Below are 16,421 nucleotides of genomic sequence, written 5' to 3'. Positions count from 1 at the left end.
GGGAGGTTTAACCCTATTAATGTAGTTCGCTCGGGTCGAGAGGTAATAAAACCGTCACGGTCGTCCCGTGTCCGACCTCACTCTCGATGACGAGTTTTCCTTCATGTGCCTCAATCAACTCTTTGGAGATGGCGAGTCCGAGACCGCTACTCCCTTCCGTCACATGGGCCTGATAGAACATTTCGGTGATACGCTGCAAATGTTCACGTGAGATACCAGGACCTTCATCGATGATCGAGATGAAGGCGACACGTTCTGATTGAACGAAACGGATGGTCAATGTCCCGCCGTCCGGTGAAAAGCGAATTGCATTCTCAAGAATGTTCAGAAACACTTGTTTCAATCGATTCTCATCAAATAGCCCGACTGATTTTTGAGGATAACGTTCGATGAGTGTAATGCCTTTGTCTTCGAGCGACTGCTTTAACTGCAACGTCACTTTTCGCAACAAGGAGACTAAATCGAGTTCCTGACGATACAAGACCAATCGACTCTCTTCAATCTTCGTGTAATCGAGAAGCTGCTCTACAAGACCAATCATGCGCTCTGTTTCCGAATGAATGATACTCAGACCAAGCTCCGTTTCTTCAGACAACTTCTCATCGCCACCTCGAATTGTCTCCGTCCATCCTTTAATCGATGTGAGCGGTGTCCGCAATTCATGGGAGACGCTCGAGAGAAACTCATTACGTGTCGACTGGTGCTGCTGTACTTTCGCACCTAAATACGTGAGTGTCCGCGCCAATGCCCCAAGCTCATGTTTCTCATTCGACTCCACAGCCACATCGAAATCACCTTGAGCCATCTCATCTGCCGTTTCGATGATTTGACGAATCGGACGAACGAAACGATCGGCAATGCGAATGACCGTGTAGAGCGCGAGTAACCAGATGAGGACACCAATCATGACGACGGTCATCCAAATTTCACGGATGAGCGTATCTAAGTCTTCAAGTGGGCGTGTAAAGCTAATGGCGAACTCTGACGTATCGTTCGTCATAATCGGACTGGTGACCGATAAGTAATGCTCGTCACCGACGTCATAGTCCTGAACGACCGACTCACCTCGTGATAGCTCTTGTAATTGTTCTTGTGAAAAAGATGCCTGCCTCGTCCGTTGACCGGTCGTCTTGACGATTGAACCGCTCTGGTCGACAATCGTCAAATCGGTTCCGGGATATCCGAATGTCCGGACGAGAACGGAAAAGGCACTCGGCGTCTCAAACCCGACTTGGGCTTGAGGATATAAGTATGCACTCGTAGTCGCATGACTGAGTAACGCTTCCGACTCATACTCGTAATAGTATCGATATGTCCCGTAAGACAAGACACTGACGAGTAAAAGCAAGACGATCGTCACGACAATCATCATGCGAATGACTAACTGTTGTTTCATGCTTCATGTCTCCGCCATTTATATCCGTGACCCCATAATGTTTCAATATAAATCGGATGACTCGGGTCATCTTCGATTTTTTGACGCAATCGACGAATGTTGACGTCGACGGTCTTGCGGTCACCGAAGTAGTTGACGCCCCATACGGCATCGAGTAGTGCATCACGCGATAAAACAATTTCCTCGTTTTGAACGAGATGACAAATCAAGTCATACTCCGTCGGCGTCAAATCGATCGATTGACCGTACTTCGTCACTTGTTTTGCGGCGAGGTCGATGGCGAACGGTCCTGACTTCAACCGCTTCGAGTCTTTTCGTTTCACTTTTTCGACGCGGCGCAACAATGCTTGAATGCGTGCCACCAACTCGCCTGGACTGAATGGCTTGGCGATATAATCGTCCGCGCCTTTTCCGAGTCCTTCGATTTTATCTTCTTCGAGCGTTCGTGCCGTCAACATGATGATCCCAACGTTTTCATCGATATCTCGAATGGCCGCACACGCCTCGAACCCGTCCATCTCCGGCATCATGACATCTAATAAGACGACATCGAACGGTTCACGGTCAAATGCAGTGACCGCCTCTCGTCCATTCGTCGCTTCGAACACATCGAAACCGGCTCGTTTTAAATTCACAATAATGAAGCTGCGAATCGCATGCTCGTCCTCAGCTACTAAAATTCGATTCATATTTACACCTCTTCTAGAGTTCACTTCTCTACATTATAGTTACGTTTTTGCGACAAGGTTGTCAATTGACCTTAAAAAGGTTTAGGATGGAGTCATTAGATTCTGAAGGAGGACCCCCTACTACTATGAGTTACAAGATGATTGTATTGGATATGGATGATACGCTCCTCACGAGCGACCATACGATTTCCCCTAAAACAAAAGAAGCACTTCTCGATGCGCAAGAGCGCGGCTATAAAGTCGTGCTCGCGAGTGGCCGACCAACGTTTGCGATGTGGGATGCAGCCCGTGAATTGGAACTTGCGAAGTACGGTAGCTTCATCTTATCGTTCAACGGTGCATCGGTCATCAATTGCGCGACGAACGAGGAAATTTTCTCGAGCACGCTTCAACCGGACACAGTCGCCCATCTCCATGATATCAGTGAACGGGAAGGAATCGCGATTCATACGTACGTCGGTAACGAAATCGTAACCGATCGCCCGAACCCGTATACGGATATCGAAGGTGAATTGACAGGTATGCCGGTCGTTCATGTCGGCGATTTTAAAGAAGCCGTGACCGCACCTGTCGTCAAGTGTTTGATGCTTGCCGATGGTGACACACTTGCCCCAATCGAGACGAAGCTTCAAGAAGAGTTGGCTGGAAAATTGGCCGTTGCTCGTTCAAAACCGTTCTTCCTAGAGTTCACGGAAGCCGGTGTCACAAAAGGGACAAGCCTCGCTTTCCTAGCAGATCAACTCGGCATCGCCCAGAAAGAAGTCATCGCTTGCGGTGATGGAAACAATGACTTGACGATGATTGAATGGGCAGGTCTCGGTGTTGCGATGGGTAACGCCAATACGACAGTCAAAGGGAAAGCAGACTTCATTACGAAGTCAAACAACGAAGACGGAATTGCGCATGTCATCGAGACATATATGGCGGACGTACTCGTCACGCAATAAGCTTCTGGTTGTAGAAAGGGAGGAAGTAAGATGAATAAAGGGTTGAAACGCGCTGGAGTCGGGCTGATTGGAACAGCGGTCGCGGGAGCGGCTTATGTGTTCCTTTCACCTAAACCCGCAACACGTTTAATCAAAACTTCGTTCGCAGGGGGGAACGAAGTGGAGATGAAGGGATTCGAGGAAGTCGTTCAAAAGACGTCTGTCCGAAAAGACATCGACTACTTGTCTTCTTATGACAACGGGACGTTTGATTTGATTCGCTATGAAGGCGACCGAAAACCTGTCCCAACAATCTTTTGGGTGCATGGTGGTTCGTTCGTCGGTGGTGATAAATCTGACGTCTTAAAATACGCCACCTCGATTGCGAGTAACGGCTACAACGTCGTCAGTATCAACTACGCGCTTGCGCCAGATGTAACGTATCCGACACCACTTCAGCAAATGGAAGAAGCGTATACATTCATCGCTGAAAACAACGATCGATTCCGTCTTGATTTGGACCGCGTCTTTTTCGCGGGTGATTCGAACGGTGGACAGCTCGTTGCACAGTTTGTCGGGATTCAGTTGAATGACGACTACTCGCCTTCAGCCGAAGTCAGACAAATTGTACCGAAATCGTCTATCCTTGGAACCATCTTATTGTCTGCACCATTCGACTTGAAACGTTCATGGCTCGAATCATCGAAATCTGTGAACCGCTTCTTGTTCAAACGCATCGGTTGGGCTTATTTCGGCACATACAACTGGGAAACACTCCCGGTCGTCGCTGAAGCTTCGCCGCTCGTCAACGTACCTGCCACATTCGTTCCGACGTTTATCGCTGACGGAAACGACTATTCGTTTGAAGATCAGGCGAAAGAATTTGCAACAATTCTCTCAGGTCGAACGGATGTGACGACTGTATTTTATGACCGGAACGAACACGAACTCGGTCATAACTATTACTTCGAAATGGACCGCCCGGCGGCAAATTCGACGTATCGCCGTCTGATCACGTTCTTACGTGAAACGACGAATCAATCCGTATAAAAATAAGCGACGTTCTCTGTTCAGAGAGCGTCGCTTATTTTCGTTAGCGTAACAGTTCGAACGCGCGTCCAATCAATTCATTTCGAGAAGGAGATGTATGACGAAGTGCTTCAAGTCGGTCAATCAAGGCCTGCTTCAATTCCTCGTCTTCTACTAACTCCAGACATTCAATGTGTAACAACCACGCATCCGGGTGCTCGGATAAAATGTCTGGAACGAGACCATCAATCGATTCCCCGCGTTCACGCATGAGGTGAATGCGATTGAACATCGGGTCATCTTTCGTCCATACACGTTCATCCCGTTCGATGATCACCGGTTTTTCAATGATCGTCAATTCTTCCACCGTCGTCCCAGGGAAGACCGATGGAAGTGAATCGACGCGTACTTCGAGTGAATCGAGTGAGATCGTCCGTCCTTCTAGTTGAACGGTCACCCCTTCGAGCATGTCCGATGCACATGCTTGACGAAGGGTCATTCCGTCCTCGAGGAGATCATCGCGGTCTAGCGCCGATTCCGTGTCATGGACAATGAGAAGTCCGTGACGTTCTCGTTTCGTCAACTGACCATTTTTTACGACTGTGCACTCATCCCATTGGATGAGCGTATGTTCCTTCGATTCTGTCATGTGGCGAACGATGCCGACACGTTCTGAACCGTCCTCGAGTCGAATCGTCGATTGACTTCCCGACGCCAATGCTTTTGTGACCGATTCAACCCCACCTTTTCGAATGGCCATTCTCCCCTCTAATTCATCTAAAACGGAAGAAAGCGTCTCAAAGTCTGGAATGACGAATAGTTCTTTTTGCATATTCGTCACGTCTTGCTTCGTCTGTAGCGCATGCTCCAAATCAAATGGATGTTTGACGACCGCATCGGTCAGACAGTGACGGCTTTCACCGACAGATGACAAGAGGCCCGCCCCGTAAATCATCGGATTCTCAAGGTCACCAATCAATCCAAATTCAACTGTCCACCAAAAGATACGTGCGACTTGTTGTGCCTCTGAAAAACCGGTCACTTGTGCTTTCGCTTCGTGTACCGCTCGTTCTGCCGCCTCGATGTCTTGTTCCGTTGAGTTGGCGTTCTCTTTCACGATTGTCAAGCGTTTCAACGCCGCGAACGAAGCATGCTCTTCTCGGTTCATGAACGCTTTTGCTCCTAGTTGTCCGAAACGTTTGACGATTGCAGAGAATGTCGGGTCCATCAGCATCGGCGCGTGACCTGCCGCCTCATGAATGATATCAGGTGCTGGACTGTATAAGATATTCTCGACTTTTCGAATGTCCGTCGCGACCGGCAACATTCCGTTTCCTTGGAAATCAAAGAAAGCAACGCCTGGGATGAGTCCATCCACTGCGACAGTCGACCATCCCGCTGCCCGCATCTCATCCGTCATCTGTTCGACGTTCGGTAATCGGTCTGGTCCCATTCCCGTCCGTTTTAAACCTTCGATGTAAAACGGGTGCGCTTTTCCTTCTAACGTATGCAGATTCAAGCTTAAAACGAAGCGCCAGACGGCATGATCCGTTGGTGTGTATTCATTGTAAAACTGCGGTGAAATATGTGGGGCAAGATGTGCTGGAATCGATTGTGTCAACATGTGAAGTCCTCCTTTAAAGTCAAAAAAAATCCCTATCGATTCAATCGATAGGGACGACAAAGCCGCGGTACCACCCTGGTTGCTAGAGATTATCTAGCCGCTTATTCCGATAACGGGGGACCGCTCAATCATGAGAGCTCGGGAACTGTAATTCGATTCATCTTTTGGGCGTGTTCGCAGCACCACACGCTCTCTGGGCCAGGGAAGATGTCTCTACTTCGGTTCCTTCTTCGCTTCTACTACGTATTCATTTCTCTATCTTTTATACAGTTATGCTGTTATGCATATATGCTTTTAAGCACTAAAGTGACGTCTTGTTAGTTACTGTACCAAAGGTTTTTCAACGCGTCAACAAAAAACAGTCTACGAATTTTCGTAGACTGTCAAAGACACCAATCGATCGGGGACTGTCCCCACTTGTTTAAAGCGTCATTCACTTGAGAAAACGGCTTTGATCCAAAGAATCCACGATGGGATGATAGTGGGCTCGGATGAACGGACGTGAGCACTTTATGCTGCTCTCCGATCCATTTCATTTTCTTCTTCGCGTCATTCCCCCACAGGATGAATACGATAGGCTCTTCACGACTCCCTAGTCGCTCGATCACCGAGTCGGTGAACTGTTCCCATCCCTTTCCGCGGTGTGAACCTGCTTTCCCCGCTTCGACCGTCAGCGCTGTGTTCAAAAGAAGAACTCCTTGTTTCGCCCACTTTTCTAAATTCCCACTCTCCGGAATGTCACACCCGATGTCGTCTTTTAGTTCTTGAAAGATATTTCGTAACGACGGTGGGAAACGCACCCCATCCTGTACCGAAAAACTGAGACCATGCGCTTGGTTTGGTCCGTGATAGGGGTCTTGCCCTAAAATCACGCATTTCACGTCACTGAATTTGGTATAGATAAAAGCGTTCCAAATGTCTTCACGGTTTGGATAAACGATCGTCTCCTCATACGCTTGATCAACGAATTGCTTCAACTGTTGGAAATAAGGTTGACTCATCTCGTCTTGGATGATGTCTGTCCAATCTCCAAGTAATCGACTCGATAACTGCTCTCCCATTGCATACTCCCCTTTCCCTTTGTATGATACCCAAAATGCGAGCATACAAAAAGACGAGCCAGCCGACTCGTCTTTCGCATTATACCGTTACTGCGCCTGCAACTTCCTTCGCAAGTGCTTCTGCTTTCGCTTTCGCGTCCGCAACGATTTCTTCGATTTTGTCCGGGTATTGGTTCATCCCTTCAACTGCTACCGTCGTTACTTCAGACACACCGACGAACGCGAGCGCTTGGCGGAGGTATGCGTCTGCAAAGTTAAGGTCAGTTCCTGTGTAGATACCACCTGTTCCTTGGATGTGGATCGCTTGTTTGTTTTCAAGCAATCCGACAGGACCTTGCTCCGTGTAACGGAACGTTTTACCCGCCATGAGGACGCTGTCGAGGAACATTTTCATGCGTGCTGGGAAGAAGAAGTTCCACATTGGCGTTGCGAATACATAAAGGTCCGCTTCCATGAACTTCTCGAGCATGCCGCTCATTGTGCCTACTTTTTTCGCTTCCACGTCAGTGAGTGCTTCGCCTGATGCGAATTTGCCCCATGCGCTGAGCACGTCTCCATCGATTTCTTGTACATCGACATCGTAGAGTTCGATTGCTTCTACTTCGATTGATGCGTTTTCAGCCTTGAGTGTTGATACGAATGTTTCTGCAACTTGTTTGCTGTATGAAAGTTCAGTTGGTTTCGGGTTAGCCGATACATATAATACTTTAGTCATCGTGTAATCCTCCATTTGGGTAATCTCTAATTTTTTTCAATAACAGTTAGAACTATATCATCTGTATATCTCATCGTCAATTATTTTAACTTCAAGATATTAATGAAAAAAGCAACGGGCTTTATTTGCCCGCTGCGTTATAACCGACTCGTTTCAATAACGAAATCAATTGTTCCGTCTCTTCATCGCTTAACGGTCCGTATATATCTTTAAAGATTTCGATGTGCTGTGGATAGACGACATCCATGAGCGCCTTCCCATCCTCTGTTAACGAGGCGTATGTGACGCGACGGTCGGACGGACAGGCGATTCGTTCAATCAGCCCACGCTTTTCCAACTTGTCGATCACGTATGTCACGCTACCACTTGTAATCAAAATCTGGTCCCCGATTTGTTGTAACGGGGTATCTCCTCGTTTATACAAAACGGATAAAACACCGAACTCTGTTGAATTTAACTGGTGGCGTCGTAAATCTTCTTTCACACGATCGCTGATGGCATCCATCGTTCGTGCGAGAACGACCCATGCCTTCAATTCAAGGGATTCAATCATGTCGGTTTCACCTCAATTCGTTCATCATATATCACTAGTATAGCAGGACTTATGCAGTATAAGCCGGGAAAAATACTTCGTCAAGGAACTTCTTCATTGTCGCGTATGTCGGAAACGTTTAGAATGGTAGTATTGTGATTTTAAGAAAGGGTGGACCGTATGCGTGAGTATTACGAAATTTCATTGACGATTAAACGGGAGTTTTTGCATGCTGTCATCGATTTGTTGAATCGGGAAGGCATCGCACCGGACTATGCGCTCGAAAAGGAAGGCGCGGTCTTTTTATTGTTCAATCATTTACCTTGGCCAAACGTGACCCGTGAACCGCACGCCGTGGAACGTTTCTTGTTGACGTTGAAGCGATCGGATTATTTATTCGTCAAAACGAAACGTAAATCACCGGTCCCCGACCATGAACCGGTCGCCTGCATGGGCGCCCTCGTTTCTCCGTTTCATGAACATCTGCGTATCGAACTCGCAGTGGATGAGTCTGAAGCGAGTCATTTAGATATGTCCGCATTCCGTCATTATTAAACGAACGACATGTTCCAATCCCCATGAAGATCAGCCGAAAGTGCTGACGATCATAGGGATTTTTTAGGAGTAATCGATTTCGCAGACGGGAATAAAGGACAGTATTCGAACCGAAAAGGAGATATGTTGGAATGGACACAGTCATGTTAATCGTCAATCCATCCTCAGGAAAAGAATTGGGGGAACAACACGCGACACATGCCGAGGAAGTATTGCGTGAACGATATGGACACGTTGATGTCCGCTTCACTGAGAAAGAACAAGATGCGACGAGCTTTGCACGAGAAGCCGCGGAAAAGCAATATAAGGCAGTCATTGCTATGGGTGGGGACGGGACGTTGAACGAAGCGGTCACCGGACTTGCGGAGGCGCCTCATCGTCCCGATTTTGGAATCATCCCGCTCGGTACGGTCAATGACCTTGCCCGCGCACTTGGTGTACCAAATGATCCTAAAAAAGCGATTGAAGCCCTTCGTGACGCTGAACCGACACCGATGGATATCGGAAAATATGAAAACGGCTATTTTATGAATGTCATTGCCATTGGCCTCATTGCCGAGGCGGTCGATGAAGTAAGCGTGGAAGAAAAGACGAAATGGGGGCCGTTCGCTTATTTGATTGAAGGCGTGAAGGCGTTCCGTGAACATAGTCCTTATGCGTTGTCGATTGAAAGTGAGGACGGTCAATTTGATGGTGAAGCTTATCTCGTCGTCATCGCCTTGACGAACTCGGTCGGAGGATTTGAGAATTTCGAACCGGACGCGCGACTGAATGATGGATTGTTGCACGTCTATATTTTTGAAGAGCTCGGTCTAAAAGACGCACTTCAATTAACGCCTGCCCTGTTCACAGGAAAATTAAAGGAAACGGACAGTGTCACGTCATTCTGTACGACACGGGTGAGCGTCAACTCGCCTGAATCCCTTCCTGTAAATGCAGACGGTGACACTGGTGGAACGTTGCCATTTACATTTGAAATTTTACCGAGTCATTTGAACGTATTGAAGCCCGTATAAGAGAAGGACTTTTATGAACGAAACCGAATGTTAACAAGCGAGAAAGGAGAATGACCTATCAACATCTCGCTTGTTCCACTTACAACAGCATCCGACGAAATCGTCGAGACATTCAATCGCTGGAATAATGACCCACAAATCGTGCATTTGATTCGTCCGAGTCGGTCTGAAGAAGAATTGACCGCTCATTATGAGATGACGGTCGAAGATTTAGAGGATCGTCTTCTGACACATGATATTTTTCTCATTTATGCAGACGACCATCTCGTCGGCGAAATGAACGTCATGTATGACCCCCCTCATCTGTACCGCCAAGAACCTGGTACGGCATGGCTCGGATTTGTTATCGGGGAATCCGTAGGACGTGGCAAAGGCGTGGGCACGGAGTCCCTTCGTTTGCTGGAGGAGAAACTGCGGGCGCAGGGGACTCCTCGCATGGAGCTCGGCGTGTTCGCCTTCAATCACACGGCCCATCGACTCTATACGAAACTCGGTTATGAAGAAATCGGACGAATCGAGCACTTCACTTACTGGGACGGTCAATTCTGGTCCGACATCCGGATGGAAAAACGACTCAACTAAAAAGCCCTTTCACGTCACGTGAAAGGGCTTTGACTTAGTTGTTCAAGTTCTCGACTTCGACGATTCGGAAGCCTTTTTGTTCAAGCTTGGCAACAACTTTGTTCTTCATGTCTTCTTCGCAATCCGGTGGTAACGTCACGAGTACGCGACGCAACACCTTACTTTTTGCATCAAGCGTCATCAAGCTTGCGATTGACGTATACTTGTTCACGATTTTTGTAATCTTCTCGAGCGCTCCTGCCTGTTCGCTCAAGGCAATCGTCAAGACGTAGCTACCTGTGTCACGACTCCATGCCTCCTCGAGCATCCCAAGCATCTTCCCGTGCGGAAGAATACCATAAAACTCATTGCTCTCATCTTTCAATACAGCAATGTATGGCAATTCTTTGATCGAGAAAAAGACTTCGAAGAAGCCGTCGGATTCATGAACGTATTTTTGCGTATTTTTAATGAGCGTCATCACATTATCGTCCATGTTTTCCCCGTTCATTCCATGACGATAAATATGCATCTTATAAATGTTACCGCGGAAAAATTTCCCCGTCTCGTCTAAAACAGGCACACAACGATATCCTGTTTCTTCAAGCGTATGAAGCGCTTCCCGCAATGTTGCCTTTTCACTGATCGTGACAACATCTTTCTTCGGGATACATAAGCTATGCACTAACATGCGTTTTCCTCCCAGCCAATAATAAAGTGGTCTACACCCTATTCATTATTATTCCCCAAATATGATGAACATCCTGCATACTTTTTCTGAAAAGTTATGAACACTTCTAGTAATCCTTGCATTTGTCGGAATACGAAAAAGTCGTTATAGTGAAACTATCCAAACAGACAAAGGGGATGGACGATTATGACGATGAAAAAAGCATTGACGATTGCCGGTTCTGATACGAGCGGCGGCGCGGGTATCCAAGCCGACCTCAAAACGATGGAAGAACTCGGTGTGTACGGTATGACAGCTTTGACTGTCATTGTGGCACAAGATCCACATAACGCATGGAACCACGAAGTCTTTCCAATCGACACGACATTGATTGAGAAACAAATCGATACGGTGCTCGCTGGGATCGGAGTCGATGCAGTGAAGACGGGAATGCTCCCGACACCTGAAATCATCGAACTCGCAGCACGTAAGATTAAAGAATACGGAATCGAGAATGCCGTCGTCGACCCAGTCATGGCATGTAAAGGTGCGGATGAGATTCTTGACCCGAACGTTGCGGTCGCGATGCGTCAACATCTCGTACCAGTCGCAAAAATCATCACTCCAAACTTATTCGAGGCGCGTATGCTCGCTGGCCTCGATAAAACACCATCGACGATGGACGAAATCAAAGAAGCGGCTCGTCTCATTCATGAGCTCGGCGCTGAGATCGTCATCGTCAAAGTCGGCGGCAAACTTGGTTTTGACACAGCATTCGACGTCTTGTATGACGGAAACGAATTCCGTCTGCTTGAAAGTGAAAAAATCGAGCCTGCGTTCACACACGGCGGTGGATGCACGTTCTCTTCTGCCATCGCGGCTTCTCTCGCAAACGGCCATACGGTCGAAGAAGCGATTGAAATCGGAAAAGAATTTATCACAGAAGCAGTTCGTCACTCATTCCGTCTCAACCAATACGTCGGACCGACGAACCATACGGGATACCGTAAAAAAGTAGCAACACAATCGTAAACAGATGACCCGGAACGTGACGTTTCGGGTCATCCTTTCCATTGGAGGGACAGACGTGAAAGCGATTCAACCTGATCACATTCAGCAATATTTAGACAATTACGTCGCAACACCACTTTTCGTGCATGTCGAGACGACAAATGGTGCCTATGCGACACATAACGACCCGGACTTCCATAACGCCGGGATGTTTATCCGTAATGCCAAAATCGAATATAGCATCGGTCAAATCAAAGGAAATGGACCTTACCGTGTCGGCTTAAAGCTCGATCACGGCTGGCTCTATGTCGAAGGATTGACCGACTATGAGGTGCACGGCGAACAGTTACTACTCGCTGGTCACGATCGTCTCGGTCGACTGGCGTGTGCGCTGCATATCGATATCAAACCGCTCCCGCAAGGAGCATCGGAGGTGGAGAATCAATGAATGGACCATTACTCGTCATTTTCCCACACCCGGACGATGAGGCGTTCAGCTCGGCCGGAACGATTATCCAACATCGTCAAAAAGGACTTCCGGTCACGTATGTCTGCTTAACACTGGGCGAGATGGGACGCAACATGGGTTCCCCGATCTTTACGACGCGTGAGGAGCTACCTAAAATTCGAAAGCATGAACTTGAAGAAGCTTGTCGGATGATGGGCATCGAGGACCTGCGCATGTGGGGACTTCGTGATAAAACCGTTGAATTTGAGGATGAGGCCGAGCTCGCTGGTCGCTTCCGCGCATTGATTGACGAAGTGAAGCCGGAAACCGTCATCTCGTTCTATCCAGGATATGCCGTTCACCCGGACCATGAAGCGACAGCTCGTGCTGTCGTACGAGCACTTCAGGAGATGGGAGAATCACGCCCTGAGTTTTTAGGTGTAGCATTCGATCGCCGCACAGAAGAAGAACTAGGACAACCTCACGTGATCGTCGATGTGACGGAAGAGAGCGAGCAGAAAAAAGACTCCCTCTTTGCCCATCGTTCTCAGACGGAAGGTCTACTTCGCGCGATTGACAACGCAGAAAACGCCCACGTCATGGAGTTACTCCAACGTGAGCGCTTCTATCATTATCCGTTCTCATGATTCATAGGCTAGACGGGTCATATAAAGTAATGCCCCAACGGTCCCAAGACCGATTAGCGTTCCGAATACTACAACGATTTGTCCCATGTTTTCACCTCTTCTAGACTGTACGAACAATTCCATTCATTGGTTTCAAACACGTGCCATTCGCACGTGTTTTTTTAGAAGTACAGAACGTAAATCACGATGGCCAATACGATTCGATAGACCGCAAACGGCATCAATTTCACTTTGTTGATCAATTTCAAAAAGAACTTAATCGAAATAAGCGCGAACAGAAACGCACTGATGAACCCGATGATAAACACCGGCAACGTATCGAGCGTAAAGTACGTCCATTTGCTGTAGAGTGACAAGGCGCTCGCGCCGAACATGATCGGTACCGCCATGATGAACGTAAAATCTGCCGCTGCCCGGTGACTCATCCCGAGGAGGACGCCACCAGAAATCGTCGAGCCCGACCGCGAGAATCCTGGCCATAACGAGAAGCATTGAATCAATCCGACACCAAGCGCTTGCTTATACGTGATGTCATCGAGCGTTGCAGTCGTTTGTCGTTTCACACCTGATAAATCTGCGGCAATCATAAAGAAAGCCCCAATCACTAACCCGATCAACACCGTCTTGACCGAGAAGAGGTGTGTATCGATGTAGTCCTCGAACAATACACCGAGGACACCGGCCGGAAGCAGTCCAATCAAAATATGTATCAGGTTTAATTGGCGTACTGCCCCGTTTTGTCTTAGTGTGAACAGCGACTTCGGATTCAGTAACGCTTTGAACCGGTCTCGAAAGACGACAACAACCGCTAAAATCGAGCCTAATTGAATGACGATTTTAAACGTGTTCGCTACTTCCTGACCTAAAAACTGACTCGAGTTCAACCAAAGCCCGTCCACGAGAATCATATGACCCGTCGACGAGACCGGAGCAAATTCGGTCAATCCTTCAACGACTCCTAATAAAAAGCCTACGAATAACTCATACCATTCCACGATGTTTCTCCTATAATTCCTTTAGATTGTTCTCATCATACACTTCTCCTCACCATCTTGCGTCCGTCTTAAGACGTAAAAACAGGCATGGCTTATGGCCCATGCCTGTGAGAGTTATCGTGCAGTCGCATGAACGACCCACACAACAAGCCCAATCATCAAAAACGCTAGAAATAGCGACGCTGTCGTCCCTATGATAAAGACAACCCCTAATCCGAGAATGCCAAGATGCCACAGCATCGAGACAGACGATTCCGTCGTCGCTCGAATGGATGAAGGAACTTGATGGTGTAAAAGTCCATAATAGAGCGGCTCCATCGTCCCATATAGAAGTGCCAACAATCCCATGACACCAATTCCGATTGGACTCGGAAATAAACCAATGAAGAGAAACCCGCCACCCATCACCCATCCGAATTGCTTCAACCAACGTTCAGAAGGCGCAATACGCACGATGGTACCTGCGAACAGTTGCCCAGGTAACTGGATCAAGAGCAACCCACTTGAAATGACACCGAACCAATAAATCGGAACGGACACATCGCGAGCGTACAGTTGCCAAAATTCATCGATGAAGTTAAAAGCGGATACCGCTGCCAAAAAACTGATTGTGACATAACGAAGTTGTCGGTTTGACCAAATGAATTGAAACCCTTTGAACAAATGGCGCCACGTCAAACGTTCCTCCCGCTCTCGATGAGTCGGTTCAACGAGAAATACGCTACATAGTGTCGCCATCATTAAACTCAAAATCGAGACTCCATAGTTCCACTCCAAAGGAAGATACTGAGCCAACATACTGCCACTCAATGCCGCCATCACAGCGGCCACAATCCCAATCGCGTTCAGCTTCCCAAGAACCCGTTCGAACGACGAAGCTTCATGACTTTCCTGTAAGGACTCGTATAGCAGCGCATTCTCTGCCCCACTTCGAATGACCGACCCAACGGCCGAACAGCTGATTGCGACAAAGAAACCCGTGAACGTGAACGAATACAAAATGACGATAAACGACAGCCATTCTAACGCGACACCGATTTGAACAAGTCGACGCCGTGCCGTATGATCCGCCCATACACCAGTCGGTACTTCGAACAGAACGATGATGAGCGCATACACCATCTCTAAATAAACGACTTCCTGAATGGAGATACCCCGTGACTCCCAGAACAGCCGTTCAATCACGTATGCGGGAATCAAGCCTTCAAACCAACGAATCCATCCTAATCGGACAACGTTTCGACGAACTTAACTAGGTGAACGTGCTCGTTTTCTCATTTGAATCTCCTCCTTACTTGTCTATTCCCGAAAACACAAAAAAACCACGAGATTCCTCTCGTGGTTGACGTGTTATTTCAATAAGTTGAGAATTTCGCGATTGAACGCCGGAATGTCATCCGGCTGACGGCTCGTCACGAGCTGGTTCTGACAGACGACAACTTCTTTGTCCGCATATTTGGCACCGGCATACTCCATGTCGACTTTAATCGATTTGTAGCCGGTCGCGTCACGACCTTCTAACGTCTTCGCCGTAATCAACAGCTGTGGTCCGTGACAGATGGCAAAGACAGGTTTTTTCGCATCCATGAAGGCTTTCGCGAACGAGACGAACCGTTCGTCTTCACGCAATAAGTCAGGAGAGAATCCACCTGGTAAGAGAAGGGCGTCAAAATCTTCTGGCGATACATCGTCAATCGATTGATCGATGTTCACTTTCGCCTCTCCTTGCTTCCCTTCTACCGTGTTGCCTGCTTTCTTCTCGATCGTCACGACGTCATGTCCCGCATCCACCAATGCGTCACGGGGACCCGTGAATTCTACATCTTCAAACATATCTGTAATGAGCGTTGCTACTTTTGCCATGTTCTAAACACTCCTTCTGTTTGTTTTATGCACATAGGGACTGTTCCACTGGCGTGAATCACTTAAACATCATTGCATGCATTCAACGAAACTTCGAGACATAAGGATTGTCGCGTTCAAAGAAGCGATACGGGTAGTCACGCGCCTCGCCCGTGTTCGGAATCCCAATGCGTGGACCCGCTTCAATCACCATTCCCGTCTCACCTTCAGCAAGATAGAGCGGGTCTTGTTGGAACGAGTGACCATATAAGTCCATCGTGATCCCGAGTGCTTTCGTCAACTTCCCTGGTCCGTTCGTTTGGTCATATCGTTTCATCCCAGGACGGTTCGAAGCAATCCATTCATGTCCTTGAATCGGTTCGACGGCTCGAATCAACACGGCTTCCGGTGTACCAACTGGTCCACTGACCACGTTCAGGAGCGTATGCGTATGCATTTGATACGTGTATACATACCCAGGTTGCCCGAACATGACTTCCGTCCGTTTCGTTCGACGCCCTCCGAAGCTATGCGCCGCTCGGTCGATGACACCGAGATAGGCTTCTGTCTCGACAATCTTCGTGATGATATCGCCTTCCGGATGGCGCCGCACCAAATATTGTCCGAGTAATGCTCGTGCCAATTCGAGTGTCGGTTGTTCATAAAATGCTAGATCGAGTCGCTTCATCGTTCCACCTCCGTTT

At 48.0% G+C, this 16,421-nt stretch carries 19 protein-coding genes and 1 other annotated feature; of the genes, 8 read left to right on the top strand and 11 right to left on the bottom strand.

The genetic code is table 11. From position 1 onward, the window contains the following. Window positions 1–16: 16 nt before the first annotated feature. Window positions 17–1,396 (bottom strand): sensor histidine kinase, encoded by a 1,380-nt coding sequence (locus KNP62_RS11485; RefSeq protein ID WP_214695920.1) that lies wholly within the window; start codon window positions 1,394–1,396, stop codon window positions 17–19. Further along, window positions 1,393–2,085, bottom strand: a complete 693-nt coding sequence (locus tag KNP62_RS11480; RefSeq protein ID WP_026824524.1) for a response regulator transcription factor — start codon at window positions 2,083–2,085, stop codon at window positions 1,393–1,395. Before KNP62_RS11480 ends, KNP62_RS11485 begins: the two co-directional genes overlap by 4 nt. Before the next feature lie 125 nt (window positions 2,086–2,210). Here KNP62_RS11480 and KNP62_RS11475 point away from each other — a divergent pair, with 125 nt between their 5' ends. Continuing rightward, a complete protein-coding gene (locus KNP62_RS11475) occupies window positions 2,211–3,032 on the top strand; it encodes a Cof-type HAD-IIB family hydrolase (protein WP_214785608.1) in 822 nt (273 codons plus the stop codon). 30 nt (window positions 3,033–3,062) lie between these two features. Further along, the gene (locus KNP62_RS11470) at window positions 3,063–4,061 is read left to right on the top strand and encodes an alpha/beta hydrolase (RefSeq protein WP_214785607.1); all 999 of its coding nucleotides are present in this window, start codon (window positions 3,063–3,065) and stop codon (window positions 4,059–4,061) included. A gap of 43 nt (window positions 4,062–4,104) precedes the next feature. Here KNP62_RS11470 and KNP62_RS11465 read toward each other — a convergent pair whose 3' ends face one another. The 4 genes from KNP62_RS11465 to KNP62_RS11450 all read right to left on the bottom strand — a co-directional run bounded on the left by KNP62_RS11465 (window position 4,105) and on the right by KNP62_RS11450 (window position 7,993). After that, window positions 4,105–5,664: an aromatic amino acid hydroxylase gene (locus KNP62_RS11465; protein ID WP_214785606.1), complete on the bottom strand. Its 1,560-nt coding sequence runs from the start codon at window positions 5,662–5,664 to the stop codon at window positions 4,105–4,107. 46 nt (window positions 5,665–5,710) lie between these two features. Further along, window positions 5,711–5,904, bottom strand: a binding site (T-box leader). Window positions 5,905–6,047: 143 nt separating this feature from the next. Further along, window positions 6,048–6,725 (bottom strand): uracil-DNA glycosylase, encoded by a 678-nt coding sequence (locus KNP62_RS11460; protein ID WP_214785605.1) that lies wholly within the window; start codon window positions 6,723–6,725, stop codon window positions 6,048–6,050. 79 nt (window positions 6,726–6,804) lie between these two features. Continuing rightward, a complete protein-coding gene (locus KNP62_RS11455) occupies window positions 6,805–7,440 on the bottom strand; it encodes an FMN-dependent NADH-azoreductase (protein WP_015880490.1) in 636 nt (211 codons plus the stop codon). 121 nt (window positions 7,441–7,561) lie between these two features. Continuing rightward, window positions 7,562–7,993, bottom strand: coding sequence for a MarR family winged helix-turn-helix transcriptional regulator (locus KNP62_RS11450; protein ID WP_214746962.1), 432 nt, complete (start codon window positions 7,991–7,993; stop codon window positions 7,562–7,564). A 159-nt stretch (window positions 7,994–8,152) separates the two neighbouring features. Between KNP62_RS11450 and KNP62_RS11445 the strand changes: the two genes are divergently transcribed. From KNP62_RS11445 to KNP62_RS11435, 3 genes are all read left to right on the top strand, one after another. After that, entirely contained in the window at window positions 8,153–8,527 is a 375-nt protein-coding gene (locus KNP62_RS11445) for a hypothetical protein (protein WP_074034233.1), read from the top strand. A gap of 131 nt (window positions 8,528–8,658) precedes the next feature. Next, on the top strand, window positions 8,659–9,543 hold the full coding sequence (locus KNP62_RS11440) for a diacylglycerol/lipid kinase family protein (protein ID WP_214785604.1): 885 nt from the start codon (window positions 8,659–8,661) through the stop codon (window positions 9,541–9,543). A 57-nt stretch (window positions 9,544–9,600) separates the two neighbouring features. Continuing rightward, on the top strand, window positions 9,601–10,125 hold the full coding sequence (locus KNP62_RS11435; RefSeq protein ID WP_214785655.1) for a GNAT family N-acetyltransferase: 525 nt from the start codon (window positions 9,601–9,603) through the stop codon (window positions 10,123–10,125). A 34-nt stretch (window positions 10,126–10,159) separates the two neighbouring features. Here the strand turns inward: KNP62_RS11435 and cbpA are convergent, their stop codons facing one another. Then, window positions 10,160–10,795, bottom strand: coding sequence for a cyclic di-AMP binding protein CbpA (cbpA, locus tag KNP62_RS11430; protein WP_214695898.1), 636 nt, complete (start codon window positions 10,793–10,795; stop codon window positions 10,160–10,162). A gap of 186 nt (window positions 10,796–10,981) precedes the next feature. Here cbpA and pdxK point away from each other — a divergent pair, with 186 nt between their 5' ends. From pdxK to bshB2, 3 genes are read left to right on the top strand one after another with little or no spacing between them, the layout of a single operon-like run. Then, window positions 10,982–11,806, top strand: a complete 825-nt coding sequence (gene pdxK / locus KNP62_RS11425; protein WP_214785603.1) for a pyridoxine/pyridoxal/pyridoxamine kinase — start codon at window positions 10,982–10,984, stop codon at window positions 11,804–11,806. A gap of 55 nt (window positions 11,807–11,861) precedes the next feature. Next, a complete protein-coding gene (locus tag KNP62_RS11420; protein WP_214785602.1) occupies window positions 11,862–12,233 on the top strand; it encodes a YojF family protein in 372 nt (123 codons plus the stop codon). Continuing rightward, a complete protein-coding gene (bshB2, locus tag KNP62_RS11415) occupies window positions 12,230–12,880 on the top strand; it encodes a bacillithiol biosynthesis deacetylase BshB2 (protein WP_074034220.1) in 651 nt (216 codons plus the stop codon). The genes KNP62_RS11420 and bshB2 overlap by 4 nt, the downstream gene beginning before the upstream one ends. A gap of 161 nt (window positions 12,881–13,041) precedes the next feature. Here bshB2 and KNP62_RS11410 read toward each other — a convergent pair whose 3' ends face one another. From KNP62_RS11410 to KNP62_RS11395, 4 genes are all read right to left on the bottom strand, one after another. After that, the gene (locus KNP62_RS11410; RefSeq protein WP_214785601.1) at window positions 13,042–13,875 is read right to left on the bottom strand and encodes an undecaprenyl-diphosphate phosphatase; all 834 of its coding nucleotides are present in this window, start codon (window positions 13,873–13,875) and stop codon (window positions 13,042–13,044) included. A 114-nt stretch (window positions 13,876–13,989) separates the two neighbouring features. After that, complete coding sequence (locus tag KNP62_RS11405; RefSeq protein ID WP_214785600.1) at window positions 13,990–15,060, bottom strand: MFS transporter; 1,071 nt, start codon at window positions 15,058–15,060, stop codon at window positions 13,990–13,992. Between the two features lie 165 nt (window positions 15,061–15,225). Further along, window positions 15,226–15,738 carry a type 1 glutamine amidotransferase domain-containing protein gene (locus KNP62_RS11400; RefSeq protein WP_026824537.1) on the bottom strand — a complete coding sequence of 171 codons (513 nt, stop codon included), beginning with the start codon at window positions 15,736–15,738 and terminating at the stop codon, window positions 15,226–15,228. A gap of 82 nt (window positions 15,739–15,820) precedes the next feature. Beyond that, a complete protein-coding gene (locus KNP62_RS11395) occupies window positions 15,821–16,405 on the bottom strand; it encodes a DNA-3-methyladenine glycosylase (RefSeq protein ID WP_214785599.1) in 585 nt (194 codons plus the stop codon). Window positions 16,406–16,421: the final 16 nt, after the last annotated feature.

Origin of the sequence: Exiguobacterium sp. s183, from assembly GCF_018617655.1 — a bacterium.
GTDB lineage: Bacteria > Bacillota > Bacilli > Exiguobacteriales > Exiguobacteriaceae > Exiguobacterium > Exiguobacterium aestuarii_A.
This window is presented reverse-complemented; position numbering and strand designations above follow the sequence as displayed.